Here is a 25,592-nt window from a genome sequence, read left to right on the forward strand (position 1 = left end):
GAACCCGCATTTCTATTACCTCCTGTTCATGACGACTTTGTAGTCGTAGTTCAGTATCCTACCTGTCACGGGATTATAGTAGTAGTGCACTTGGAAATCACCGTAAGGTGATTGATGCGTTCTCGTTGAATACTTTCCCCAATCGCTGAGATTACTGCCATCGGACACCATGAGATTGCGAACCTCCTCATTGCCGAGTCTGTCGCCGGGGATGACGAGTCGCGACTCCGCGATAGCCTCGGGGGTTAGCCATCCGTTCTCATTGAATAGGGAGTTTGCTGATTCAAATCGCAAGTCATGTGCTAGTCGCTGCCCGTCCGCTGACCCTGATATGAAGTTTTCGTTGGCATCCTTTCCGGCCTTGGCTATTTTATCGGGGCAGTCATCAGGAGCGAGCCCCAGGTGATCTGTCGAGACCCTGGGGTTGTGGACGTACGTGGCGGGGTTGGGGGCAGGGGCGAGCCCAAGAGGGTCGGGGCTGACGTATCGGGCGGTTTCGGGGTCGTAGTGGCGGAAGTAGTTGTAGTGGAGGCCGGTTTCGGGGTCGTAGTACTGGCCCGGGAAGCGCAGCGGCGTGTACGCCGTGCTGTTGGCCGCCCACGCCGTTGTTCCCCACAGAGTGCTACGCGTGTGCCAGGCGATGTCGCCGTGCTCGTCAATGAGTTCGCTGGGTGTGCCGACGAGGTCGGTGACAATCGCGAAGAAGCGGGAGTCGATCTCGTTCTGGGGGGCGTCGGCCGCTGTGATGCGTTCCGTTTGGGCCAGGGGGCGTAGGCCCTGGTGGTCCCAGGTGAGGGTGACCGGGTTGGGGAGGTCGGCGGATGTCGTGGTCTGTTCGCAGAGAGTGGTGCCGTCCCAGGTGAAGCCGATCCGCTCCACGACCGTCTCGCCGTCTGCCGCGAGGCGGAGTTTGGCTGTGCGGCGGCCCAGGGCGTCATAGGTGTAACGCCAGCGCGTGCCGTCCGGAGTCGTCACCGAGGTCAGGCGGTCCTCGGCATTCCATTCGTAGCGCCAGGTGTCGGGCTTGCGGGACAGGCGGGTCTTCTGGCGGAGGGTGATGCGGCCCAGCGCATCGTGTTCGTAGCGGACGTTTCCGGCGCGTGTGATGCGCGTACCGGTGTACTCGCGGGTGCCCACCGCCTCCTGGCCCGGGTGGTCCGTCGGCCACGATGCCTGGGTCTGGTTGCCTGCCTCGTCGTATGCGTACCGTTCCGTCCAGTTCGCCGCGTGGACCGCCGTCACCCGGCCGGCCGCATCGAGGTCGAATCGGCGGGAGCCGGAGAGCTGATCCTCGATGCCGATGAGGTTGCCGTCGGCGCGGTAGGTGTAGGCCCGGTGTTGCACCGCGCGGCCCTCCGCCCCGCTCACCGACTGGGTCGTCAGGCGGCCCAGCGCGTCGAAGGCGTGCTCCAGGGTGATCGTTCCGCCGATGTGACGGGACAGTTCGCGGCCCGCCTCGTCGTAGGTGAAGTCGATGGCGCGGCCCGAGGCCACCATGCCTGTGCGGCGGCCGGTGGCGTCGTACGACCAGGTGGTCTCAGCTCCGGTGGGGGTGGTGCGTCCGGTGCGGCGGCCCAGTTCGTCGTACGTGTAGCGCAGTGTGCGGCCGTCGACCGTCTCCGAGTGCAGGCGGCCGTGGCGGTCGCGCAGGAGGGTGAGGGTGGTGCCGTCCGGGCCTGTGGCCTGGGCGAGTTGGTCGGTCAGGTCGTAGGCGTACGTCGTGAGCTGGCCGGCCGCGTTCTTGCGGGTCACCTGGCCCAGTTCGTTGCGCTCGAAGGACAGCACCTCGCCGAGGACGTTCCTGCGCGACGTCAGACGTCCTGCCGGGTCGTAGGTGTAGGTCAGGGTGCGGTCGTCGAAGTCGGTCTCCGTCTGCAGACGGCCCGCCGCGTCGTACTCGTACGTCCATGTCAGGCCCTGCGGGTTGGTGACCTTCGTCAGCTGCAGTTCCATGTCGTGGTCGAACTCGTAGCGGACCCCGTCCGGCCCTGTGCGTGCCGTCAGCAGGTCGAAGTGGGTGTACTCGAAGCGGGAGACGCCGCCGATGGGGTCGGTGTGGCTGGTGCAGTTGCCCTCGCCGTCGTACGTCCAGGACTCGGATGTGCCGTCCGGGGCCGTACGGCGGGTCAGGTGACCCTCGGTCGACCATTCCAGCAGCGTCGTCGCGCCGGTGGGGTCCGTGACCGCGGTCGGGCGGCCGAGGGCGTCCCGCTCGTAGCGGGTCGTCGCGCCCAGTGGGTCCGTGATCTCCAGCGGGAGGCCCGCGCGGTCGCACACGACGGTTGTCGTGTTGCCGAGGGGGTCGGTCACGGAGGTGAGGTGGCCGGCCTCCGTGTAGGTGAAGCGCGTGGTCCGGCCCGCCGGGTCCGTCACCGAGGTGCGGTTGCCGCGCTCGTCGTAACTCTGGCGGACCACCGTGCCGTCGGGGTTGACCACCTTCACCGGCAGGCCGAGTTCGTTGTACTCCGCTCTCGACTCGCGGCCGTCCGGGCGTACCACCGCCGTGGGATTGCCGGACTCGTCGTAGCGGAACGTGGTCCGGTGGCCGAGGGGGTCGGTGTGGGCAAGGAGGCGGCGGTAGCGGTCTCGTTCGAAGCGGGTGACCGCGCCGAGCGGGTCGATCTCTGTGACCACCTGGCAGTCGTCGTTGACCACGTAGCGGCGGGCGTGGCCCTCGGCGGTGGTCGCGGTGGTGACGCGCAGGCCGGTCTCGGGGTCGGTGTCGTCGTAGGACAGCCGCAGGGTCATGTGGCCGTGCGTGCCGCCCTCGGCCGTGCAGCGGTCCAGCTCGTCGTACTCGTAGGAGTAGCCGCGGTCGTTCGTGTCCGTCCACGAGGTGACGCGGCCCGCCTCGTCGTAGGTGAAGCGCAGGGGCAGGCCTGAGGAGTTGACGACCTCCGTCAGGTTCCCTTCGGTGTAGCCGTAGCGCTTCAGTTCCTGGCCGGTGGCCGCCAGGTGCAGCGCCGTGACCCGGTCCGCCTGCGTCGATATGCGCACGCCGTGGCCTGCACTGGACACGATGCCGACAGGGGTGCCCTCGGTGTCGTATTCGAAGGTGATCCAGTTGCCGTTGCGGTCGTCTATCTGCTCCAGGACCGCCAGGTTTTCGCTGCGGTCGGCGAAGTGCCAGGTGCGGCGGGTGCCCGGGTCGGTGATCGTGTAGCCGCCGTCCACACGGTCCAGGGGCCGGCGGGGGCCGTGGCTGGGGAGCGTGGGCAGGCCGGGTGCAGGATGCGGGTAGGCGAGGAGCATGCCGTCCTCGGTGACGAACACGACGCCCTCGGAATCGATCTCCAGGCGCTGGTCGATCGTCGACGACCACGACGGGCCGAACCAGCGGCCGAAGCGGTAACCCGACTCCACGCGCCGCGTGAAGACGAGCGGCAGCACGCCGGGCAGCGCCACGTCCGTCTGCGGCAGATACATCTTGCCAGTGGTGAGATCGACCGGATCCGTCGGGTCCTTCTCGACCTGGTCGCCGGGGCTGGGGTTGTCATGCTCGCCGGGGTGGGTCCTGGCGGTCTCTGCCGCGGAGTTCCCACCCGCCTCCTCGGCCCCCGCCCCCGCCTCGCGCCGCCCCGCCGCTTCCGCTGACTGCCGGGCCCCGGCCCCCTCCATCGCCGCCTCCCGTGCCGCACCCGCTTCGAAGCCCAGTCCGTCCAGGCCCAGCGCCTGGGGAAAGGCGCGGCCGGTGAACTCGCTCGGGTCCTTGCGGAATTCGTCCCAGGTCGTCTTCAGGGTGCGCTCGGGGTGCGTGGCGCTGGAAACGAGGCCCGCGAGGGTCATGCTCGTGTTCTGGAGGAACGCCGCGGGGTGGGTGAGGTTGTAGAGGTCCGTCGGGTTGAGGCCGCGGGCGAAGTTGATCAGGCCTGCCCCTCCCTTGACGACGCCCCCGGCGAAGTGGACGGACTCGGTGTTGAAGGCGTCCAGGGCGTCCGTGCCGTCCACCTGGAGACGGGTGAGCGGGGGCGGCTCGGCAGGCGCGTGGGCGAGTGCCCTGTCGACCGCATCGGATGCGATTCCGGCAGCCGTGTTGCGTTGTTTGCGGGCCGCGGCGAGCTTCTCCGCCGCCGCCTTGATGTCGGCCGTCCCGGGGTCGTGGAAAGGATCCGGCTTCGGCCCCGGGTCCTCCTTCGCCTCGACCTTGGCGTTGTAGGCGTCGACCTTCTTGTTGTAGGCCTCGGTCGCGTCCTTGGACGCCGTCACGCCCTTCTTGTAGAGGTCGATCGCATCCTGGGCCTGCTTCTGCGCCCAGGTGACCGTGTCGGCGTAGTTGTCCAGCGCACCCGCCGCCGTGTGGCAGGCATCCGCGGCCCAGAGCCATTTGACCGGGTGCGGAGCGAACTTCTTGCGGAACGCGTCGGCCGCCTCACCCTGCCAGGACGAGGAGTCCAGCTTCCGCATGCCCTGGCCGACCTTGTCGAAGGCGGTGCGGAAGTCCTTCAGGTGTTTGGCGCTGGCCTGGATGTCCCTCGGGTTGCCGTGGACCAGCTCGAAGGCCAGGTCTGTTTCGCCGAGTTGCTTCTCGCCGGGGGTGGCGCCGAGGTCCGAGGCGATGTAGTCGCCCCCGGCCCTGACGAGGTCGGCGTACTTGTGGGCACCGACCTTGTCCAGGACGTCACCGGTGAGGTCCGTGGCCTTGTGGATGCCCTTGCCGACGAGCTTCTTGCCGTCGTCGATGAGACCCTCGGTCCCGCCCACGACCGAGTTGGTCAGGTCACCGAGTCCCATCAGCCGGCGCTCCCGTCCTGCCGGCCGCCCTCAGCGTTTTCCACCGTGTGCTCGAAGTCGTCCGCGCTCACGCCCACGGGGCCGAATCCCGTCGGGCCCACCTTGGCCGTCATCACGTCGTGCCCGGCGTTCTCGGCGCTCTGCTTCGTGTGCTGCCACGCCTCCTCGAAGGACTTCTGGCTGACGTCCGGGTTGGCGTAGGCATCGGCGCTGTTCCGAGCCAGCTTGTGCCAGCTCTGCTTCTGGATGTCGTCCTCGGAGGCATACGGGTTGCCCCACAGCGAGTTCGCACCGATCTTCATGGCCCCGCCGACGTACTGGTCCGTCTCGTACAGCGTGCCTGCCGCGAGACCTACGTCCTGGGCGAACGCGTTGCCCTCCAGCACCAGCGTGCGCACGCCCCACTCCCAGCGCTCGCAGAACGACTTGAACTTCGACGTCAAGCCCTCGTGCCCCATCTGCATCCCGGACAGTTCCATGTTCGAGAAGCCCCGGCCCGCCCCGGCCAGGCTGTCGACGCCCAGGTCCTTCAGCTCGGCCAGGGTGAGCGTGATGCCCTGCGCTATCTCGTCCAGGCCCTCGGCCTTGATGTCCTTGCCCCCGGTTCCGCTCACCGCGGCACGTCCTCCCTCGTCCCGGCGGCCCGGTCGACGGCCACCGCGTCCGGCACGATCCCCATCACTGGCGGAAACAGCACCCCTTGGTCTCCGCTCGCGGCATCCAGAGCCACCCCGCACGGCACCCCGACGGCCGGGACCCCGGCGTCCAGCAACCGTGCCCCCAGCACCCGCTGGTACGCCCACTCCCGGTCGCCCTCACCCCTCGCGACCGCGAAGCGCGCCAACGCCGGTTCGTTGGAGAAGGCCAGGATCCAGCGGATGCCGCCCTGGTCGGCTGTCAGGGGGAGCTCGTCCGCGTCGAGTGGGACGAGTACGGCCGTACGGCGGAACTCGCCCAGCAGCGCCGCGAACTCCCGGCGCCTTCGCCGCACGTCATCCGGTTCGGGCGCGGCAACGGCGGGTACTTCCGGAGACACCTCAGCTACGTCCGGTGGAACCTCGCACATCTCCGGAACGATCTCGGCGGGTGCTGCGGGTGCTGCGGGTGCTGCGGGTGCCTCGGGTACGACGTGTACCTCGGGTACTTCCGGTACGCCCGCCCGGGCCATCTCCGCGTACTCCGACAACCGTGACCTGCGTATTTCCCCCGCCTGGTCGGCGGCACCCCCGCTCTGAGCCATGCCCGGGATCATCACATCGGCGCATTGACGGGTGCAACGCGGTACCCGACCCGGTCGACGCCCTTTGGCCGAATCCGTCCCCTGGCGGTGCGTGCGCCGCAAAAGATGACGCCCGGACCCGCCATGGGGTCCGGGCGTCCTCACGCCGACAAGCCGGAAGAGCCGAAGCCGCTCCTGTTACGGCAGCCCGTGCACATGCGCCCCCACCGAGTTCGACCACGCATTGCCCGACGCCGCGTCCCAGTTCGTCGACCAGGTCATCGCGCCCCGCAGATCGGGATACGTCCTGGACGGCTTGAAGGAGCCGCAGCCCGTGCCCTTCGTCAGGCAGTCCAGGGCGTTGTTCACGACCGTCGGCGACACGTACCCGCTGCCCGCCGCGCTCGTCGACGCCGGCAGGCCGAGGCCCACCTGGGACGGGGACAGGCCGCCCTCCAGCTGGATGCAGGCGAGGGCGGTGAGGAAGTCCACCGAGCCCTGGCTGTAGACCTTGCCGTCGCAGCCCAGCATGGAACCGCTGTTGTAGTACTGCATGTTGACGACCGTGAGGATGTCCTTGATGTTCAGGGCCGTCTGGAAGTAGGAGTTCGACGTCGACTGCATGTCGATCGTCTGCGGGGCCATCGTGATGACGAGCGACGCGCCCGCCTTCGCGGACAGCGCGCGCAGTGCCTGGGTCATGTACGTGGCGTTCAGGCCGTTCTCCAGGTCGATGTCGACCCCGTCGAAGCCGTACGTCTGCATCAGCGAGTAGACCGAGTTCGCGAAATTCGTCGCCGACGAGGAGTCGTTGATCGACACCGTGCCGTTCTGGCCGCCGATGGAGACGACGACCTTCTTGCCGGCCGCCTGCTTGGCCTTGATGTCCGCCTTGAACTGGTCGACCGTGTAGCCGCCGAGGCCCGCCGAATCCAGGTTGAAGGAGACCGCGCCCGGCGTCGAGGCCGCGTCCGCGAAGGCGACGGCGATGATGTCGTACGAGGACGGGACGTCCGACAGCTTCTGGACCGTCGCGCCGTTGTTGAAGTTCTGCCAGTAGCCCGTCACGGCGTGCTTCGGGAGGGCGCCGCCTCCCCCTCCGCTCCCGGAGGAGGACGTCGTCCCCGTCACCGCCCCCGACTTCGCCGACTCACCGGCCGAGTTGGTGGCCGCCACCTGGAACGAGTACGACGTCGACGCGGACAGGCCGGTCACCGTCGCCGACGTGCCCGTCACCGCCGACACCTTCGTGCCGTCGCGGTACACGTTGTAGCCCGTCGCGCCCGACACCGCGGACCAGGACAGGGAGACGGAGGACGAGGTCGTGCCCGAGACCGACAGGCCCGACGGGGTGGCCGGCACGGTGGGGGCCGGGTCGCCGCCGCCCCCGCCGTCGGGGCCGTAGACCGAGACGTCGTCGGCGTAGTAGGCGGCCTGGCCGTACCAGCCGTGCGTGTACACCGTGACGGACGTCGTCGACGCGCCCGTGGTGAACGTCGTCGACAGCTGCTTCCACGACGACGAGTCGGGTGTCCACGTGGAGACGTCCGTCGTCCCCGTGCCCGTCACGCCCAGGTAGGAGTAGCCGCCCTGGACCCACGCGCTCAGCGTGTACGTCGAGTTGGGCTTCACCGCCACCGACTCGGTGCACTGGGCGTTGTCCTGCCCGGCCGGGGTCGCCTTGAGTGCCGAGGAGCCGCCGTGGACCGGGGACGAGACGGTCGTACCGCTGCCCGCCGTACAGGTCCAGTTGGTCAGGCCCGACTCGAAGCCCGCGTTCTTGACGTTGTTCACGTCCGCCGCGGACGCGGGAGTGGCGGCGAGGCCGGCCACCGAGAGGGCGAGGGCGGTTGCGGCGGACCACGTCGCGATCCGCCGTCTGCGTGGTCTGGGCATGCCTGGTGCACGGTCCACTGGGGCCTCCGGTGGGGAAGGGAAGTCTGCGGGGAGGGGGAAGAGCGAGGGGGAGGGTGGGGGATGGAGGGAGAGGGGGGAGAGGGGGGAGTAGTGCAGGGGGACGGTGGCCACCGTTGGCCTACAAGTTGGTCCAGACCAATCTCACTGTCAAGAGGTCCAGACCAAAACAATCTCCCCTGGAGGGCGATTGCCCGGAACGTCTTGCCGGTGGGCGCGCGGAGCGTCGCACTGGAGGGCGCCCGGAGCGCGGTGCAGAAAGTCGCGCGCTCAACCTGTCCGGTTTTGGCGGGACTTGCGACCAGAGAGTTCCACACGAGCTACACAAACGCTGTTCTCCGGTCATTGGGCCGTGGATACAGTGCTCAGGTAGTCACGCAATGAAGTCGTCCTGGCGCACGGGAGTTACACCGGTGGGCCGAAGGGCGTGAAGAGCGGGGAGCTGCGCGTGCCAACAGTCATTGCCGTGACCAGTGCCGACATGGCACTGCCGGCGCAGGACGAACGGACCATGCCCGCCGTCGTGCTGAGCGACCTCGACCGGCGCCCGCTGGAGCACTCCCTCACCGAACTGCACACCCTGACCGAGCAGTACGGGTACGTGGTCGTCGTGTGCTCCGAGGCCACTCCGAAGCCCGTCGTACGGCGGCTGTACACCCTGCGGTCGCTGCTGGAGAGCGACCGCATCGCCCTCTTCCGGCCCGAGCTGCCCCCGCTCGCCACAGCCGTCCTCGCCCGGCAGCTGCGCCAGCTCGCCTCCTGCGATCTGAGCCCGGGCGTGCTCGCCTCCGCCGGGCGGCTGCTCACCCACTACATCCACGCCGGTGCGGTGCTCGGATCGGTCGCCCGGCTCGACCGCGTTCCCGTCGGCCTCAAGGCGCACGCCAAGTCATGGGTGCCGGGCAGCCAGTTCGCCGTTCTCGCCCATCCCGATCCGCAACTCGTCAAGCTCGCACCCGGCGCCACCCTCAAGGGGCCCGAGTTCAGCACCTGGATGCTCGTCGCCAAGGGACAGCTGCAGACCGAATGGGTCGCCCAGCTCGCCGAGGCGTGGAACGCGCACGGACTGCGCGAGACCCCGCTGCCCGCCGAGTCCCCGCACTGGTGGGGTACGGGCCGGATGGTGGAGTTCTGCAGCTACCTCGGCGACCTCTCCGTCCTCTACCAACTGGTCACCTCCGTCCGGCAGTCCCGCTGCCACTGGTGCGGCATCGACGTCATCGGCGACCGGTGCGTCTTCTGCTGCGCCGGCCCGCCCGTGCCCGAACCCTCGGCACCCCGCGCGCTGGAACAACGAACGCCCGCCTGACCCGCACGAACGCGACTCACCTGCCCGATCGACCGATTCCCCCAATGAGGTTGCACGGTTCATGAACTCCCGTCAGCGCCGCGGCGTGATACTCCTGATCCTGTCGGTCCTGTGCGCTCTCGGCGCGTTCGCCGGCGTGCTGTCCGTCGTCCATGACGCGAATTCCAAGGTCGGACCCGAGGTCGCCGCCTATCGGGTCAGGTCCGACGTGAAGCCGTACACCACGCTCGGCACGGACCAGTTCGAGAAGATCGAGATGCCCAGGCGGTGGCTGTCCGGCAACGCCGTCACCGACCTCCGGCAGATCCAGGGCAAGATCGCCGTCACCACCCTGCGCGCCGGTTCCCTGCTGCAGACCGACATGGTCGTCGACCAGCCCGCCCTCCAGCCCGGCCAGCAGGAGGTCGCCATCATGATCGACGCGGCGACGGGCGTGGCGGGCAAGATCACCCCGGGGGCGCGGGTCAACGTCTACGCCACCTTCCAGGGGAAGAAGGAGGGCGACCCCGACCAGTCGAAGATCATCGTCACCAACGCCCGGGTCCTCGACGTCGGCCGGATCACCGCCCTGGACCCCGACTCCGGCAAGAACCAGCAGCAGCCCACCGAGGCCGTCCCCATCACCTTCGCGCTGTCCACCCTCGACGCCCAGCGCATCACCTACGCCGAGTCCTTCGCCCAGCGGGTCCGGCTCGCCCTGGTGGCCCCCGGCAGCGAGACCAGCGTCCCCGACAAGGACCGCACCTATGAACTCGCGACGGACAAGTGAGAGGCGGCCCGCATGCCCACCAGGATCCTCCCGGCCGGTGCGGACCCGGATGCCGTCCGCTCCCTGGTCACGCTGCTCAGCCAGCTCCCCGACGCCGAACCGCAGCCGCCCGTCGGTGACTCCACCCAGCTGGTCGACACCCTCGCCCGCCTGGCCGCCGAGTCGGTCGACGAACTCCCCGAAGTGGTCGTCGTCCACGAACGCATCGGGCCGGTCCCCGCGCTGGAGCTGATCCGCGAGGTCGCCCTGCGCTTCCCGGCCGTCGGCGTCATCCTCGTCACCACCGACGCGAGCCCCGGCCTGTTCGCCGCCGCCATGGACTCCGGCGCCCGCGGCCTGGTCCCGCTCCCGCTGTCGTACGAGGAACTCGCCAGCCGCGTCCAGGCGGTCGCCCTGTGGTCCACCGGAGTACGCCGCCACCTCGGACACGGCGGCCCCGACGCCCTCGGCGGCGTCGGCGGAACCGTCGTCACGGTCAGCGGTGCCAAGGGAGGCGTCGGCGCGACCCTGACGGCGATCCATCTCGCCCTCGCCGCGCAGGCATCCGGCCGGTCCACCGCGCTGGTCGACCTCGACCTCCAGACCGGCGACATCGCCTCCTACCTGGACGTCCAGTTCCGCCGCTCGGTCGTGGACCTCGCCGCCATCACCGACATCTCCCCGCGCGTCCTCGCCGACGCCGTCTTCCGCCACGACACCGGCCTCGCGATGCTCCTCGCCCCCGCCGAGGGCGAACGCGGCGAGGAGGTCACCGACCGCGCCGCCCGCCAGATCGTCAGCGCCCTGCGCTCCCGCTACGAGGTCGTCGTCCTGGACTGCGGCGCCCAGCTCGGCGGGGCGAGCGCGGCGGCGGTGGAGATGGCCGACACCTCCCTGCTGGTCACCACGCCCGACGTGGTCGCCGTACGGGCCGCCAAGCGGACCGTGCGCATGTGGGACCGGCTGCAGATCCGCAAGGCCGAGGAGACGACCGTCGTCGTCAACCGTCACACCCGCGGCACGGAGATCCAGCCCGCGCTCGTCCAGCGCATCACCGGCACGGCGCTGGCGCGTACGGCCGTGCCCGCCAACTTCAAGGAGCTGCAGGGCGTCGTGGACGCCGGACGCCTGCACGAACTCGACGGCAGGAGCACGGTCAAGCAGGCCCTGTGGGCACTCGCGGGGGAACTCGGCCTGGCGAAGGCACCCGAGGGCACCCATCGCGGGGGCGGCCGGCTGCGCGGCGACCGCGGGTCGGTGAGCCTTCGGCGGCGGAAGGAGTGAGGGGGCGATGAGACACCTGCGGAGCGAGCGGGCGATGAGACACCTGCGAGGGGACGACCGGGGACAGGTCAGCATCGAGTTCCTCGGGATGACCCCGCTGATCATCCTGACCCTGGTGCTGATGTGGCAGGTCGTGCTCGTGGGGTACGCCTACACGCTCGCGGGGAATGCTGCGGACGAGGGGGTGCGGGCGGGGACGGCGGTGCCTCCGGGCGAGCGTTTCGGCGTGTGTCAGCAGGCGGCACTGAAGCATCTGTCGGGGGCGTGGCGAGGGGGTGCCAGCGTGGAGCAGTGCGGCGGGACCGGGTACGTGACCGCGGACGTGGCCATCAAGGTCCCGGTCCTCTTCCCCGGCTCGATCGACTTCCCCGTCACGGTGCACGGCCATGCCGGCGCGGTGGAGGAGGCGAAGCACTGAGATGTCGTACCGCCGCAGACGCGACGCGGGCCAAGTCGCCATCGAGTACCTCGGGTTCGTGCCGATCCTGCTGATCGTCGGGCTGGCCGGATTCCAGATCGGGGCGGTCGCCTACGCGGCCGAGCAGGCCAGTACGGCGGCGCGGGCGGGGGCGCGGGCGGCGTCCCTGGGGCAGTCGGCTCAGCAGGCGTGTGCGCAGGCGGTCAGCGGCGGGCTCACGGTGCAGTGCGGCGAGCCCGGCGGAGGGGGCGACTCCGTCACCGTCACCGCCTCCGTCACGATCCCCAAGATCCTGTGGAGCTTCGGGGACGTCCACAAGACCGCCACCATGCCCCGCGACCACTCACCGAGGAGAAGCGAACCATGAGCCTGCGGGCACGGATCAACGCTCCCGAGGAGCACGGCAGCCGGGGCGAGGACGGCCATCTGGTCGCCTCCTACCGGGCCAAGCTGCTGGAGGAGATCGACCTCGCGGAGATGAGTTCGCTGGCCGCCGCCGAGCGCCGGGCCCGGCTGGAGAGGGTGCTCGGGCACATCATCAGCCGCGAGGGCCCGGTGCTCTCGACGGTGGAACGCTCCCAGCTGATCCGCCGGGTGGTGGACGAGGCGCTCGGCCTCGGCATCCTGGAACCGCTCCTGGAGGACGCGTCGATCACCGAGATCATGGTCAACGGCCCGGACGCGATCTTCGTGGAACGCGGCGGACGCGTCGAGCAGCTGCCGCTCCGCTTCGCGTCGGCCGACCAGCTCATGCAGACCATCGAGCGGATCGTGTCGACGGTCAACCGCCGCGTGGACGAGTCGAACCCGATGGTGGACGCCCGTCTCCCCTCCGGCGAGCGCGTCAACGTGATCATCCCGCCGCTGTCGCTGACCGGTCCGACCCTCACCATCCGCCGCTTCCCGCGCTCCTTCACCCTCCAGGAACTCATCGGCTTCGGCTCGCTCGACGAGCACATGGTGTTCCTGCTGGCGGGCCTGGTGCAGGCGAAGTTCAACATCATCGTCTCCGGGGCGACGGGCACCGGGAAGACGACCCTGCTCAACGCCCTCTCCGGCCTGATCCCGGAGCACGAACGCATCATCACCATCGAGGACTCGGCCGAACTCCAGCTCCAGCAGTCGCACGTGGTCCGGCTGGAGTCGCGACCGCCGAACGTCGAGGGCAAGGGGCAGGTCAGCATCCGCGACCTGGTCCGCAACTCCCTGCGCATGCGGCCCGACCGGATCGTGGTCGGCGAGGTCCGCGGCGGCGAGTCCCTCGACATGCTCCAGGCGATGTCCACGGGCCACGACGGCTCCCTCGCCACCGTCCACGCCAACAGCGCCGAGGACGCGCTCACCCGCCTGCAGACCCTCGCCTCCATGTCCGACGTGGAGGTGCCGTTCGTGGCGCTGCACGACCAGATCAACAGCGCGGTCGACGTCATCGTCCAGCTCACCCGGTTCGCCGACGGCGCCCGCCGCATCACCGAGGTCGCACTGCTCGACAGCCACGGCGGCGAGCCGTACCGGCTGGCGACCGTGGCCCGGTTCACCGCCGAGCCCCTGACCCCCGACGGCCGGGTGTACGGCGCCTACGACCACTTCCCGCTGCCGCGCCGCACCGCCGACCGCCTCTACATGGCGGGCCAGCCCCTTCCGCAGGCCTTCGGCGTCGCCCACTCCGCGGCCCAGCTCACCACCCGAGAAGCCAGGTAGGTAGGCCACCCCATGGAACTCCACACGATCGTCCGGCTCACCACCGGTGTCGCCCTGCTGACCTGCGTCCTGGCCGTCGTCGGCGCGCACACCTACGCCTCGGGCCGGGCCCAGCGCGCCGAACTGATCGACCGCCTCTCGCAGACGGGTGCCGTCTCGGCCTCCGGCCGCCGGCGCCGCTTCCGCAACCTGGACCGCCGCCTGCGCCGTACGGCGCTGGGCCGCAGACTGGAGCTGCGGCTGGCGGCCACCGGCCTGGACGTCACCCCGGGCGAGTTCTTCGTCCACATGCTCGCCGCGGTCGCCGCACTCTGGCTGATCGGCCAGGCCACCCTCGCCCCGTTCTTCGGTCCGATCGCCGGCCTGCTGGGCGTCTGGGCGGCGGTGCAGTTCCTCAACTGGCAGCGGCAGAAGCGCATCGAGCGGTTCATCAACCAGCTCCCCGAACTCGCCCGCATCCTGGCCAACGCCACCCAGGCCGGACTCGCCCTGCGCACCGCGATCGGCATGGCGGCCGAGGAGCTGGAGGCGCCGGCCGGCGAGGAACTGGCCAAGGTCGCCGACCAGCTGGCGATCGGCCACTCCCTGGACGACGCACTCGGTGAACTGGCCGACCGCCTCCCCTCCCGCGAGCTGGTCGTGCTCGTCACCACCCTGGTCCTCTCCAACCGGGCGGGCGGCCAGGTCGTGTCGGCCCTGCGGAACCTCACCGAGACCCTGGAGGAACGCAAGGAGACCCGGCGCGAGATCCGCACCCAGCTCTCCCAGGTGACCATGACCTCGTACGCCGTCCCCGTCCTCGGTATCGGCGCGCTGTTCCTGATGAACGGCGTCAAGAGCGGCGCCCTGGACCGGATGACCGGCTCACCGGTCGGCCAGGCCTGCGTGATCGTCGCGTTCGGGATGTACGCCGTCGGCTTCGTGCTCATCCGCCGGATGAGCCGGATCGACGTGTGAGGGGGCCGGCCTGATGGTGGACATTGCGCTCGCCCTGCTGATGGGCCTCGGCGTCTGGGGCGCCTTCGCCGGCATCCGGATGTACCGCGCGGACACGAAACTCCCCGGTGACCTGGCCCTCGCCCTGGAGGTCGGCGCCACCCGCACCGGCGCGGTCGGCTCGGTGATCGACCGGATGGGCATGCGCTACGCCCCCGCGGTGCTGCGCCTCATGGGCCCCCGCCTGGTGGCCAAGTACCGCCGCAGGATCGACCTCGCCGGCAACCCCGGCGGCCTGACCATCGACCGCTACGCGGCCCGCCGCGCCGTCTACGGCGCCCTCGGCGGCGTCGGCTTCCTGGTCTTCCTGCTGCGCGGCCAGTGGTTCGTCGCGCTGATCCTCCTCCTGTTCGGGGCGTTCTGGACGGAGGTCGGCATCTGGTCGGCGATCCGGGTCCGCAAGGACGTCATCGAGCGGACACTGCCCGACTTCCTGGACGTCCTCGCGGTGGTGGTGAGCGCGGGACTGGGCTTCCGCCAGGCCCTCGACCGGGTGGCCTCCCGCTACGAGGGTCCCTGGGCGGACGAACTGCGGATCACCCTGCGTCAGATGGACCTCGGCGTGAGCCGCCGCCAGGCCTTCGCGGAGCTGCGGCGCCGCAACGACTCGGAGCAGGTGGCGATGTTCGTCACCGCGCTGCAGCAGGGGGAGGAACTCGGCGCCCCGATCGTGGACACGCTGGTGGCCCTCGCCAAGGACATGCGCCGCACGGACGCCCAGAACGCCCGCCGCAAGGCCGCCCGCGCGGTCCCCAAGGCCACGCTGATGATCACCACGTTCATGGTCCCGGCGACCATGCTCCTGCTCGGCGCGGGCCTGCTGCTCGGCTCGGGCGTGGACTTCGGCTCGCTCACGGGGAAGTGAGGGACGGATGACGACGATGGGGGCGACGGGACCGGGCAGGCACCTGTCCCTCCGGGAGACGGCACGAGGGCGGCTCACGTTCTTCGAGTCCCTCCGCCCGAGAAGGCTCACCAGGAGCCGCGCCAAACCGGAGCCGACGGCGGCGGAGCCCGAGACGACGGCGGCGAGTCCGGAGCCGACGGCGGCGATGCCCGGGGCGAGGGAGGCGAAGCCCGGGTCGACCGGGGTGGGACCGGGGGTGCGGGAGGCGAAGCCCGGGGCGACCGGGGTGGGGCCGGGGGCGAGGGAGGCGAAGCCCGGGTCGAGGGGGATGGAGTCCGGCCCGGCTGCTGCGGGGCCCGGGACGGCCGCTGCCGGGTCCGCCCCGACCGCTGCGGCGTCCGATCCGGCCGCAACGGTGTCCGCTCCGGCTGCTGCGTCCACCCCGTCCGTTGCCGCGTCCGATCCGACTGCCGTGGCGTCCGATCCGACTCCTGGGACGTCCGGTCCGGCTGCCGGGGCGTCCGATCCGACCACGGAGGCCGTACCCCACCCCCCACCCTCCGAGAAGATCCAGATACGAGCGCTGCAGGCGATGTGCCGGCAGGTCTTCGGCTTCCGGCTGGCGATGATCGTCGTGGCGGCCCCCGCGGCCCTCCTCAATGCGGCCCCCGGCCTGGGCGTCCGCCTGGTCGGCGCGGCGGTCGTCGTCACCTTCATGGTGTCGTACGTCCTCTTCCGCGACTGGGAACGCTTCGGGCCGCTCCTCCTGCGCCACCCCAGCCTGCTCGCCGCCGACACCCTCTTCGGCTCCTTCCTGCTGATCTCGGCGGGCCCGGACACCACCCTCGCCTACGTCGGCGTCTGCACCCCGCTGCTGGCAGGTCTGGTCTACAGCTGGCGGGGCGCGGCCTTCTTCGCCTCCTTGCAGGGCCTGATCCTGCTGCTCGTCCACGTCACCCTGAAGACCGACCGTCAGGCGGGCGTGGCGGAAGCCCTTCTCCTGCCCGGCCTGTGCGTCATCGCCGGGGCGATGGGATCGACCCTGCGCAACCTGATGCTCCGCTTCGGCGCGGCCACCCAGGCCCTGACGGCGGTCCAGGCCCGCCTCGCGGCCACCGAGGCGGTGCACGCCGAACGGGCCCGCCTCGCCCGCGAGATGCACGACTCGGTGGCCAAGACCCTCTACGGCGTGGCCCTGGCGGCCGACGGTCTGGCCGCGACGGCGTCGGCCGACGCGCCCGATGCGGACCGCATCCGCCGCCAGGCGGACCTGGTGTCCCGCTCGGCCCGCAGGGCGGCGGCGGAGTCCCGGGAACTGCTGGAGGACCTGCGCAGGGAGGCCGGCCCGGCCGAGGCGAGGCCGACCGACCTCTGGACGGAACTGACGGCACGCACGGCCGACTTCACGGCCCGCACCGGGATGCGGGCAGCCTTCCGGCACACCGGCGAAGCCCCCCTCCCACCCGTCCCCGCACCCCTGGCCCGTCACCTCCTGGCCATCGTCACAGAGGCGCTGGACAACGCCCACCGCCACGCGTCGGCGAGCCGCGTGGAGCTGACGGCGGAGGTGGACGGCGACGTCCTCCGCCTGACGATCCAGGACGACGGCCGGGGCCTGCCCCCCGGCACCGCCATCGAACACCTCCGCCACTGCGGCCACTTCGGGCTGCTGGGCATGGCCGAACGGGCGGCCGCGGCAGGAGCCGGCATCCGGATGGGGCAGGGCGAGCACGAACACGGCACACGCGTGGTCGTGGACCTGCCGCTGAGTGCCCTGAAACCCGACCCGTCCTGCGATGTTCCATCCCAGGAAGCCTGAGAGGAGGCACCCGATGCAGCATCTGAACCCCGGCCGGGACTTTCCCGCGCCCACTGCCACGGCCCCGCTCCGCCTCGTGGTGGCCGACGACAATCCCGTGATCAGGGCGGGCCTGACCGCTCTGCTGTCCGACCGCGAGGACACCACGGTGGTGGCGGAGGCGGCGGACGGCCGCGAAGCCTACGAGGCGGCGCTGCGGCACCGCCCCGATGTGATCCTCCTCGACGTCCGCATGCCCGGAGTCGACGGAATCTCGGCATTGCCCCACCTGGTCCGGCTGGCGCCCGTCATGATGCTCACCTACAGCCATGAGACGGAGACGGTGCGGGAGGCGCTGCGGCTGGGGGCGGGGGGCTATCTGGTGCACGGGGAGTTCACGACGGAGCAGTTGGTGAGGGCGGTGCGGGATGTGAGCGAGGGACGGCCGCATGTGACACCAGGGGCGGCGAAGGCGTTACTGACCCATCTTCGGCCAAGTGCACCTGCACATGCAGGAGCGGAACTCCCCGCTCCTTTAGCCAAAATTCCCCCTCAAAACCTTTCGCGATTGCAATCCGATGTGGGACAGTCGTTCCGGTCGCGGTTCCAACTCAGCACGAGGGAGGCGGAGATCATGGACCTCATCGCGTCCGGCATGACCAACCAGCAGATCGCCGCCACCTGCTTCATCAGCGAGAAGACCGTCAAGAACCACATCAACCGCATCTTCGCCAAGCTCCACAGCACCAGCAGGTCACAGGCAGCGGCCAAGTGGCTGGGGGTGGCGTGAAATGCCCACCCGGCGCCGGCACTGGGTCCGGGAATGGGCCCTGGGGCCCTCTGGGGGGCAGGCTGCCCCGGCATACGTTTCCGACTTCGGAAGCGCATCTGGAGGGGACCGTTGTGAGCGACCTGATGCTGAAGACGGCCGTTGCGGCCAAGGTTCGCGTGAGTGGCTGGAAGAACACGACAGTCGACGCCGTACGCCGCCGCGCCGGCGACCGAGGGCAGACCGCGGTCGAGTATCTAGGGATCATCGCTGTGGTTGTGGCGATCGTGTTGGCGATCACGGGTACGAGCATCGGCCAATCGATCTACGACGCGATCACCCAGAAGATCTCCGAAGTCACGGGCGGCTGATCCGCCCTCATCGGTATCGCGACGCTGGGCAGGCCTTCCCCATCTACATCACGGTGGTGGCGGGCCTGCTTTTTCTTGCGCTCGCCTATCTGGCGGTCGGGCAGGCGGCGGTGAACCGGAGCGGCGCTCAGACAGCGGCGGACGCTGCGGCGCTGGCGGCGGCGCAGAAGACCAGGGATCAGCTGGCAGGCCAATGGGTGGACGACGTACTCGATCCGAAGAAGTGGCAAGACATCTTCGAGGGCAAAGGCGGCCTCGACTCGTGCTGGCGTGCAAATGAGCTCGCCGCCCAGAATGAAGCCCATCTGGACGCGAAAGGGTGCCAATGGGATGGGGTATTCCGCTACACGGTAGACGTTAAGACCGACAAGCCCGTCGGAGACTCCATCGTTCCCGGTACCGAGGACAAGTACGCGAGGGCCTCTGCCGCGGCTGTGATCGAGCCGCTCTGCAAGCCCTCGGATGGCGACGCCGGGCACGGAAAGCTGCCGCGGCTGATCTGCAAGGACCGGAACTGGGATCTGGACCCCGACCACCTCGCGGACCTCCCGAGACCCGAAGATCTCTTCGACGTCCATCTGGCCGACTGACAAGCGAACCACGAGTCAAGAAGGAAACAGAGCGATGAGCATTCGGGTCACTGGGAAGGCCACCAGGGGGATGGTCGCGTTGGCCGTAGCGGCTGGTCTGGCCCTCGGCGTGGCCGGCTGCAGTAGCGGCGGAGGCGACGATGGCAAGAAGCCGGACCGCAAGACGTCCGCCACCGCGTCCCGTGGATCGAACCCGAGTACCCAGGAAGGTCAATCGGACGATCCGCTGGCCGAGGTGAAGGGCTCGGACGGACTGCTCCTTCAGATCACCTCCGCTCAACGCGACTCCGGTGGATTCGTCACCGTGAACGCCATGTTGAAGAATGACGGCGCCAAGAGCATCGTCATCCCGTCGGCGTTGAGTGGCAACGAGACCGAAATCATCAGAAATGGCAGGTCTCTTGGAGGTGCCACGTTGGTCGATCCGCAGGGGAAGAAGCGCTACTACGTCCTGCGTGACACCGATGGACGCCCCTTGACCACCACGGGGTTCTCGACGCTCAAGGCGGGAGAGAACCTGGCGGTCTTCATGCAGTTCCCGGCACCTCCGGCCAACGTCTCCGAGGTGGAATTCCAGCTGCCGACGTTCTCGGCCGCCACCGTCAAAATCTCCGGGTGAGGCCAAAGTGACCACCACACCCCGTCTCACCCTCACGGCCGCCGTCCTCCTCGCCGCCGCCAATCTGACCTTGGCCCACGCCGACGACACGGACCCCAGCGAACCCCCGGGCACCGCGCCCTCCGCCAGTGCCCCGGTGAAGATCGACCCCACCGACCCGGATCTGAAGCTGCCCGAAGGCGCCACCCTGGCGCAGCCCAAGGTGCTGGACATCAAGTCGGTCGTCGAGGACCAGAGCGGGGACGAGCGTCGTGAGGACACCAACGCGGACGTGACCTTCGCGCTCCAGGCCGAGGTGCTGTTCAGCAAGGACAGCGCCAAACTCGGCGACGACGCCAAGGCCCGTATCGAGACGATCGCCGAGGAGGTCAAGAAGCAGAACGCGACCCAGGTCCGCGTCTTCGGCTTCACCGACAACCTCGGCTCCTCCGCCCACGGCGACATCCTGTCCAGGCAGCGCGCCAACGCCGTCCAGGCCGTTCTCGACCAGGACCTGAACGATCCGAACGTCACCTTCGACGTGCGCGGCTACGGCGAGCAGTACCCGATCGCCGACAACTCCACTGAGGAGGGCAGGAAGAAGAACCGCCGGGTGGAGGTCTCCTTCCCGCGCACCCAGCAGCAGTGAGGAGTGAGCAGAAGGCCCCCTACTCACCCACCTCGTAGTCGAACCGGATCCGATGGGTGCCGTCCGCGTCGATCGCCAGGCCGCCGGTCCCCCGGATCCCGGCCAGTGCGCCCGTCCCGCTGCCCGGCACGATCACGAAGAACTCGGCCTCGCGGCCCTGCCCCAGCGTCGTGGCCGAGTGGGCGAAGTTGAAGGTGCCGCTCAGGTCGTGCAGGGTCCCCTCGAAGGACTCCATCGCGACATACGTGCCGGTCGCCGTGGACTGGTCGTACGCCGCGGTGAACAGCGTCGCCGACACCCCGACGACCTCCCCCTCGTACCGCTTGCGCATCGTCGCCACCCCGACGGGCACCGCCGTCTCGACCACCGGCCCGGGCACCTCCACCGATGTGGGGGTGAAGTCCTCGACTGTGAATGTCCCTGATGCTCGCATGCCCCGGATGCTAGGCCGCCGCACTGACAAGGCCCCCGAACCGGCGGCTCCCAGTCGCTCTCGGCCACTCTTGGCCGCGCTCGGCGGCTCTCAGCGCACCGCGGCGTCGGCGTCCGGATCGACGCGGACGGTCACCCCGGCCACCAGCCCCCACCCCGCCATCACCCCGGCCCGGGCCTCCAGCACATGCCGTGCCCGCAGCCTCGGCCGGCCGAGCCGGCCCGGCAGCATGGTCCGTACGGCGACGACGCGGAGCCGCCGGTCGAGGTAGGCGACGTCGATCGGCATCCGCATCCGGAAGGTGTGCACCCCGCTCGCCGGGGAGAGCAGCATCGCCCCGTCGACCGAGTCCCGTCCCAGCAGCCCCTTCGTGCGGGCGCGATACGAGGTCGCTATCTCCAGGGGCAGCGCGAGCGGTGTCCCGTCCCCCCGGTCCACGACCAGCCTCCCCGGCCCGTCCTGCCAGCGTCGCCCCATGCCCGGCCCACCTCGCCCTCCGCGCAGCAGCGCACTCCGACCAGCCGACCGTACCCACCGACGCGCCCCCCGTACCCTCCGCCGCACACTCCGCCGCGCCGACGGGTACCCACCGCCGCGTACTCCGACGTGCCGGCCGCACTCACTACCGCACCCACCGCCGCGCCGGCCGCACCCACCACGGCACCCCACCACGGCACCCCACCACCGCACCCACAGCCCCCACCCCTGACCCGCCCTCGGCGTAAAGGAGTTGTCCCGCTCACCGCCGCGCACTAGGAAGGCCCCATGACTGGACTAGGCGCGGTATTCCGACCTCAGCTCCCGCCCGAGCGGCTTCGCGAAGTGGCGCGGGTCGCGGACCAGGTGGGGCTGGAGGAGCTCTGGCTGTGGGAGGACTGTTTCCTGGAAGGTGGTGTCTCCACCGCCGCGGCCGCTCTCGCCTGGACCGAGCGGGTGCGGGTCGGCATCGGGCTGCTGCCCGTGGCGCTGCGGAACGTCGCCGTCACCGCGATGGAGGCCGCCTCGCTGGAGCGCATGTTCCCCGGCCGGGCCGTCCTGACGGTGGGGCACGGGGTACAGGACTGGATGGGACAGGTCGGCACGCGGGCCGCCTCCCCCCTCACCCTCCTGGGCGAGCAACTCGACGCGCTGCGTGCCCTGCTGCGCGGGGAGCGGCTGAGTGTGCGGGGGCGGTACGTCCAGCTGGACGATGTCGGCCTCGACTGGCCGCCGCAGCGGGCCCTCGACGTGTTCGCCGGCGCCACCGGGCCCCGAACGCTGCGTCTGACGGGCGCCAAGGCCGACGGCACACTGCTCACCGCGTCCACCTCGCCGGACGGCGTACGGCAGGCCCGGCGGCTCATCGACGAGGGCCGCAGGGAGGCGGGGCGGACCGCACCGCACAAGGTCGTCGTCTATCTCCTGGCCGCCACCGGGGCCGGTGCCGCCGCCCGGGTGCGCGCCGAACTCGCCGCCGAGGGGCTGGAGAAGGCCGTGGACGTCGGGGTCGCGGGCGACGCCGTGGCCGTGGCCGAGGCCGTGCGGCGGATGGCCGGGGCCGGCGCCGACACCGTCGTCCTCCAGCCGACGGCGGACGAGCCCGACCCGGAGGGCTTCGTGCGCTTCGTCGCGCAGGAGGTACGGCCTCTGGTGCCCTAGGGGTCGGCTCCGGCTCAGCCGGCGTTGTCAGTGGGCCCTGTCACACTCGCCACCATGACGGACGTGTACAGCGATGTGAGTCTGAGGCCGGTCCGCGAGGAGGACCTGGAGTTCTTCCTCTCCTACGAGCATGATCCGGAAGCCGTCCGGCGGTCGAGGTTCACGCCCCGGCCGCGGGAGGCCTTCCTGCGGCACTGGCGGGAGCGCGTGCTCGGCGATCCCGACTGCCTGGTGCGGACGGTCATCGCCGACGGCGAGGTGGCCGGCAACTTCGGTTCCTGGACGCAGGACGGCCGGCGGTTCGTCGGCTACTGGCTCGGGCGGCCGTACTGGGCCCGCGGCGTCGGCACCCGGGCCCTGTCCCTCTACCTGGACGTGGAGCGGGTCCGGCCCCTGTACGCCGACCCGTTCTCGGGCAACGCCGCCTCCGTGCGCCTGCTGGCCGGACACGGCTTCGCCCGCACCGGCACGATCCGGCACGGCGAGGACGAGCACATCCTCTTCGCCCTCGCCCGCCCCGAGGACACCGCCCGGTGAGCAGCCGCCCTGCGCAGCCGCCCGGGTAGCCCGGTGCCTCCCGGGCGCGGGGCAGCTCGATGCCTCGGGTGTCCGGGAGGCGGCGGGTGTCCTCCTCGCGCCCCGTCGGCACCGGGAGGCGGACGGGCCGCTCAGTTCCTCTGTACTGGGGTGGCCGGGCGGTGGTCGCCGGTCGCCCCGTCGATCAGCTCGCGCAGGATGTCCATGTGGCCGGCGTGCCGTGCCGTCTCCTCGATCATGTGGACGAGGACCCAGCGCAGCGGGACGGAGTGCTCACGCCAGGCCGGGCGGCCCTGGGCGGCCAGGGGCAGCTCGGTGATCATCCGGTCGGCGGCGGCGCGGGCACGGCCGTAGAAGGCGACGATCTGTTCCGTCGTCTCGCCGGGGGCGATCCGCATGTCCTCGTTCTTGTACGGGTCGAACCACAGGGTTTCCCCCTCGCCCCCGAACGTCTCCACGAACCAGCCGTACTCGACCGAGGCCAGATGCTTGACCAGGCCGAGCAGGGTCGTCCCGGTCGGTGTCATCGGCCGGCGCAGCTGTTCGTCGTCCAGTCCCTCCAGCTTCCAGATCACGGCGTCCCGGTGCCGGTCCAGGCTCGATCGCAGGATGTCCTTCTCTCCGGCGCTGCGGCCGGCGGCAGAGGTCGTCATGCGCGCGGAAACTAGCAGGCCTTGCCGGCGGCGTCCTGCGATCATGGCGTTCATGGCAGAGAACCGGTCCTTCGAAGACCTCGTGGCCGAGGGCGCCGCCGTGCCCACCGAGGGGTGGGACTTCTCCTGGTTCGAGGGACGGGCGACCGAGGCACGGCCCTCGTGGGGGTATGCCCGCTCGGCGGGGGAGCGGCTGGCCCGGGCCGGGGCCGCGCTGGACATCCAGACCGGGGGCGGGGAGGTGCTCGACTTCGCGCTGGGCGGGGCCGAGCCGGACCGCCCGCTGCTGGTCGCGGCCACGGAGGGGTGGCCGCCGAACGTCGCCAGGGCGACCGGGCTGCTGCGGCAGCGCGGAGTCGTGGTCGTCTCCGCGCCGGACGACGCGCCGCTGCCGTTCGCCGACGGGGCCTTCGACCTGGTCCTCAGCCGGCATCCGGTGAAGCCCCACTGGGAGGAGATCGCGCGGGTGCTGCGGTCCGGCGGCACCTACTTCGCCCAGCACGTCGGGCCCGCGAGCGTCTTCGAGCTGGTCGAGTACTTCCTCGGACCCCAGCCCGAGGCCGTGCGCGGCGGCCGGGATCCCGAGGGCGAGCGGGCCGACGCGGAGGCGGCCGGCCTGGAGGTCGTGGACCTGCGGGCGGAGCGGCTGCGGATGGAGTTCCGCGACATCGCCGCCGTCGTCCACTTCCTGCGCAAGGTGGTCTGGATGGTCCCGGGCTTCACCGTGGAGGCGTACGAGCCCCAACTGCGTGCCCTGCACGAGCGGATCGAGAAGGAGGGGCCGTTCGTCGCGCACAGCGCCCGGCAGCTCTTCGACGTCCGAAAGCCGACCCGCTGACGAATCGGATGAACCGGGGTGAATCGCCCTTTGGTTCACCCGTCGTTCGCCCAGGGTTTCCACATCGTTATCGGGAGCGGTTCACATCAGCCTCATCCGCCCCGTAAGTTCAGACCAAGGTAATTCACGCCAGCAAAGCTGTGCGGGTGGCACCGCGCAGTGGAGGGGGCTGCGCGGTGCTGCGATGCTCCGCGGGTCCGAACCGGAACCGTCAAGTCACCGTTCGCTGACGGAGTAGCCCGTCGGGGGGACCCCGGACAACTCGCCGACCGGTCCCCAGGATGGCCCAAACCCTCTTGATCTCTCCGTATCGGGCCCGATTCCCTGGGAATCCGCTGTGAATCGGCCATGAGACACCCCTGAATCCAGCGTTCCGTGCCCACCGGGGCGTCGCCGGATGACTCCGGAGAGTAGTTGTGGCACGCCGATGCACGCATCAGCCCTTACGAAGGGTTATGGTGGAAACCCCCCCTCGGGCCGGTCCGTCTCCCCCCCACGGACCGGCCCGTTTTTTTGTCGGGGGGCTTCGGGAACTTCGAAGCAAGGGGTGGGCGTCCCCACCGGTAGGGACGCGGGGAACCGCCGGTCCGGCCCCCTGTGCCCGCACCCGGGGCCGAAACCGCACCCGGTCCGAACCCCAAACCCCCACGCCCCGACGACCCCGACACCAGGGGTACCCTCAAACCCCCGCCCAACCCCCGGAGGGTCCCGTGAACCTGCGCGACACGCTGCGCAGCCTGCTCGTCAGGCTCTACGCACGCCGGGTGGAAGGTCACCTGGACCACGCTCAGGTGCCCAAGCACATCGGCGTCATCATGGACGGCAACCGCCGCTGGGCGAAGGCCGCCGGCTCCACCACGGTCCACGGTCACCGGGTCGGCGCCGAGAAGATCGAGGAGTTCCTCGGCTGGTGCAGCGAGACCGATGTCGGCGTCGTCACCCTGTGGCTTCTGTCCACGGACAACTTCGACCGCCCGCAGGAGGAGCTGGTCCCGCTCCTCGGCATCATCGAGGACGTCGTGCGCACCCTGGCCGCCGACGGCCGCTGGCGGGTGCATCACGTCGGCACCCCCGATCTGCTGCCGTCCGGGATGCAGGGCACCCTCAAGGAGGCCGAGGAGGCCACCGCCCACGTCGACGGCATAGTCGTCAACGTGGCCATCGGCTACGGCGGCCGCCAGGAGATCGCCGACGCCGTGCGCTCCATGCTGCTCGACGCCCAGAGCAGGGGTGTGTCGATGGAGGACCTCGCCGAGTCCGTCGACATCGACATGATCGGCCGTCATCTCTACACCGGCGACCAGCCCGACCCGGACCTGGTGATCCGCACCAGCGGCGAGCAGAGGTTGTCCGGATTCATGCTGTGGCAGACAGCCCACTCCGAGTACTACTTCTGCGAGGTCTTCTGGCCGGCCTTCCGCAAGGTCGACTTCCTGCGTGCACTGCGCGACTACGCCGCACGCCACCGTCGTTACGGCGGCTGAGCCACCCCGGACGCCCCGCCGGCCACCCCCGCGACGGGATGCTCCGTATACCCCTGTTGGGGCGGAT

25 protein-coding genes are annotated in these 25,592 nt (G+C 70.2%); 18 read left to right on the top strand and 7 right to left on the bottom strand.

Annotation, left to right across the window (positions count from 1 at the left end; genetic code table 11):
* Positions 1–15: 15 nt before the first annotated feature.
* The 4 genes from ACFZCP_RS01490 to ACFZCP_RS01505 all read right to left on the bottom strand — a co-directional run bounded on the left by ACFZCP_RS01490 (position 16) and on the right by ACFZCP_RS01505 (position 7,846).
* Complete coding sequence (locus tag ACFZCP_RS01490; protein ID WP_391423052.1) at positions 16–4,731, bottom strand: putative T7SS-secreted protein; 4,716 nt, start codon at positions 4,729–4,731, stop codon at positions 16–18.
* Complete coding sequence (locus ACFZCP_RS01495; RefSeq protein ID WP_391423053.1) at positions 4,731–5,345, bottom strand: hypothetical protein; 615 nt, start codon at positions 5,343–5,345, stop codon at positions 4,731–4,733. Before ACFZCP_RS01495 ends, ACFZCP_RS01490 begins: the two co-directional genes overlap by 1 nt.
* Positions 5,342–5,797, bottom strand: coding sequence for a hypothetical protein (locus tag ACFZCP_RS01500; protein ID WP_391423681.1), 456 nt, complete (start codon positions 5,795–5,797; stop codon positions 5,342–5,344). Before ACFZCP_RS01500 ends, ACFZCP_RS01495 begins: the two co-directional genes overlap by 4 nt.
* A 351-nt stretch (positions 5,798–6,148) precedes the next feature.
* Positions 6,149–7,846: a glycosyl hydrolase family 18 protein gene (locus tag ACFZCP_RS01505; RefSeq protein ID WP_391423054.1), complete on the bottom strand. Its 1,698-nt coding sequence runs from the start codon at positions 7,844–7,846 to the stop codon at positions 6,149–6,151.
* A gap of 484 nt (positions 7,847–8,330) precedes the next feature.
* Here ACFZCP_RS01505 and ACFZCP_RS01510 point away from each other — a divergent pair, with 484 nt between their 5' ends.
* The 14 genes from ACFZCP_RS01510 (at position 8,331) to ACFZCP_RS01575 (ending at position 19,942) form a co-directional block, all read left to right on the top strand.
* Positions 8,331–9,173 carry a hypothetical protein gene (locus ACFZCP_RS01510; protein WP_391423055.1) on the top strand — a complete coding sequence of 281 codons (843 nt, stop codon included), beginning with the start codon at positions 8,331–8,333 and terminating at the stop codon, positions 9,171–9,173.
* Positions 9,174–9,234: 61 nt separating this feature from the next.
* On the top strand, positions 9,235–9,942 hold the full coding sequence (cpaB, locus tag ACFZCP_RS01515) for a Flp pilus assembly protein CpaB (RefSeq protein ID WP_391423056.1): 708 nt from the start codon (positions 9,235–9,237) through the stop codon (positions 9,940–9,942).
* Positions 9,943–9,954: 12 nt separating this feature from the next.
* Positions 9,955–11,205 carry an AAA family ATPase gene (locus ACFZCP_RS01520; protein ID WP_391423058.1) on the top strand — a complete coding sequence of 417 codons (1,251 nt, stop codon included), beginning with the start codon at positions 9,955–9,957 and terminating at the stop codon, positions 11,203–11,205.
* 34 nt (positions 11,206–11,239) lie between these two features.
* Positions 11,240–11,623: a TadE/TadG family type IV pilus assembly protein gene (locus ACFZCP_RS01525; RefSeq protein WP_391423682.1), complete on the top strand. Its 384-nt coding sequence runs from the start codon at positions 11,240–11,242 to the stop codon at positions 11,621–11,623.
* A gap of 1 nt (position 11,624) precedes the next feature.
* The gene (locus ACFZCP_RS01530; protein ID WP_391423060.1) at positions 11,625–11,990 is read left to right on the top strand and encodes a TadE/TadG family type IV pilus assembly protein; all 366 of its coding nucleotides are present in this window, start codon (positions 11,625–11,627) and stop codon (positions 11,988–11,990) included.
* Complete coding sequence (locus ACFZCP_RS01535; RefSeq protein WP_391423062.1) at positions 11,987–13,324, top strand: ATPase, T2SS/T4P/T4SS family; 1,338 nt, start codon at positions 11,987–11,989, stop codon at positions 13,322–13,324. The genes ACFZCP_RS01530 and ACFZCP_RS01535 overlap by 4 nt, the downstream gene beginning before the upstream one ends.
* A gap of 12 nt (positions 13,325–13,336) precedes the next feature.
* Complete coding sequence (locus ACFZCP_RS01540; protein ID WP_391423064.1) at positions 13,337–14,281, top strand: type II secretion system F family protein; 945 nt, start codon at positions 13,337–13,339, stop codon at positions 14,279–14,281.
* Positions 14,282–14,297: 16 nt separating this feature from the next.
* Positions 14,298–15,185, top strand: a complete 888-nt coding sequence (locus ACFZCP_RS01545; RefSeq protein ID WP_391423684.1) for a DUF5936 domain-containing protein — start codon at positions 14,298–14,300, stop codon at positions 15,183–15,185.
* 310 nt (positions 15,186–15,495) lie between these two features.
* Positions 15,496–16,986, top strand: a complete 1,491-nt coding sequence (locus ACFZCP_RS01550) for a histidine kinase (RefSeq protein ID WP_391423066.1) — start codon at positions 15,496–15,498, stop codon at positions 16,984–16,986.
* Between the two features lie 13 nt (positions 16,987–16,999).
* Positions 17,000–17,755, top strand: a complete 756-nt coding sequence (locus tag ACFZCP_RS01555; protein WP_391423071.1) for a response regulator — start codon at positions 17,000–17,002, stop codon at positions 17,753–17,755.
* Positions 17,756–17,868: 113 nt separating this feature from the next.
* Positions 17,869–18,105, top strand: a complete 237-nt coding sequence (locus ACFZCP_RS01560; RefSeq protein ID WP_391423072.1) for a Flp family type IVb pilin — start codon at positions 17,869–17,871, stop codon at positions 18,103–18,105.
* Positions 18,105–18,695: a pilus assembly protein TadG-related protein gene (locus ACFZCP_RS01565; protein ID WP_391423686.1), complete on the top strand. Its 591-nt coding sequence runs from the start codon at positions 18,105–18,107 to the stop codon at positions 18,693–18,695. Before ACFZCP_RS01560 ends, ACFZCP_RS01565 begins: the two co-directional genes overlap by 1 nt.
* A gap of 34 nt (positions 18,696–18,729) precedes the next feature.
* Positions 18,730–19,314, top strand: coding sequence for a hypothetical protein (locus ACFZCP_RS01570; protein ID WP_391423074.1), 585 nt, complete (start codon positions 18,730–18,732; stop codon positions 19,312–19,314).
* A 7-nt stretch (positions 19,315–19,321) separates the two neighbouring features.
* Positions 19,322–19,942, top strand: coding sequence for an OmpA family protein (locus ACFZCP_RS01575; RefSeq protein ID WP_391423076.1), 621 nt, complete (start codon positions 19,322–19,324; stop codon positions 19,940–19,942).
* Between the two features lie 19 nt (positions 19,943–19,961).
* Here the strand turns inward: ACFZCP_RS01575 and ACFZCP_RS01580 are convergent, their stop codons facing one another.
* Together ACFZCP_RS01580 and ACFZCP_RS01585 are read right to left on the bottom strand one after the other, a co-directional pair.
* Complete coding sequence (locus ACFZCP_RS01580) at positions 19,962–20,375, bottom strand: DUF3224 domain-containing protein (protein WP_391423078.1); 414 nt, start codon at positions 20,373–20,375, stop codon at positions 19,962–19,964.
* Positions 20,376–20,465: 90 nt separating this feature from the next.
* Positions 20,466–20,852, bottom strand: a complete 387-nt coding sequence (locus tag ACFZCP_RS01585) for a DUF192 domain-containing protein (RefSeq protein ID WP_391423080.1) — start codon at positions 20,850–20,852, stop codon at positions 20,466–20,468.
* Positions 20,853–21,140: 288 nt separating this feature from the next.
* On the opposite strand from ACFZCP_RS01585, the gene ACFZCP_RS01590 reads away from it, so the two are divergent.
* Both ACFZCP_RS01590 and ACFZCP_RS01595 read left to right on the top strand, forming a co-directional pair.
* Complete coding sequence (locus tag ACFZCP_RS01590) at positions 21,141–22,013, top strand: LLM class flavin-dependent oxidoreductase (protein WP_391423082.1); 873 nt, start codon at positions 21,141–21,143, stop codon at positions 22,011–22,013.
* A gap of 54 nt (positions 22,014–22,067) precedes the next feature.
* Positions 22,068–22,550, top strand: coding sequence for a GNAT family protein (locus ACFZCP_RS01595; RefSeq protein ID WP_362688197.1), 483 nt, complete (start codon positions 22,068–22,070; stop codon positions 22,548–22,550).
* Between the two features lie 131 nt (positions 22,551–22,681).
* Here ACFZCP_RS01595 and ACFZCP_RS01600 read toward each other — a convergent pair whose 3' ends face one another.
* Positions 22,682–23,203, bottom strand: coding sequence for a DinB family protein (locus ACFZCP_RS01600; protein WP_391423084.1), 522 nt, complete (start codon positions 23,201–23,203; stop codon positions 22,682–22,684).
* 52 nt (positions 23,204–23,255) lie between these two features.
* On the opposite strand from ACFZCP_RS01600, the gene ACFZCP_RS01605 reads away from it, so the two are divergent.
* Positions 23,256–24,041, top strand: a complete 786-nt coding sequence (locus ACFZCP_RS01605) for a methyltransferase domain-containing protein (RefSeq protein WP_391423086.1) — start codon at positions 23,256–23,258, stop codon at positions 24,039–24,041.
* Positions 24,042–24,751: 710 nt separating this feature from the next.
* Positions 24,752–25,525, top strand: a complete 774-nt coding sequence (locus ACFZCP_RS01610; RefSeq protein ID WP_391423088.1) for an isoprenyl transferase — start codon at positions 24,752–24,754, stop codon at positions 25,523–25,525.
* The last annotated feature ends 67 nt before the right edge of the window (positions 25,526–25,592 follow it).

This window comes from Streptomyces sp. NPDC007971 (assembly GCF_042958635.1).
Classification (GTDB): domain Bacteria; phylum Actinomycetota; class Actinomycetes; order Streptomycetales; family Streptomycetaceae; genus Streptomyces.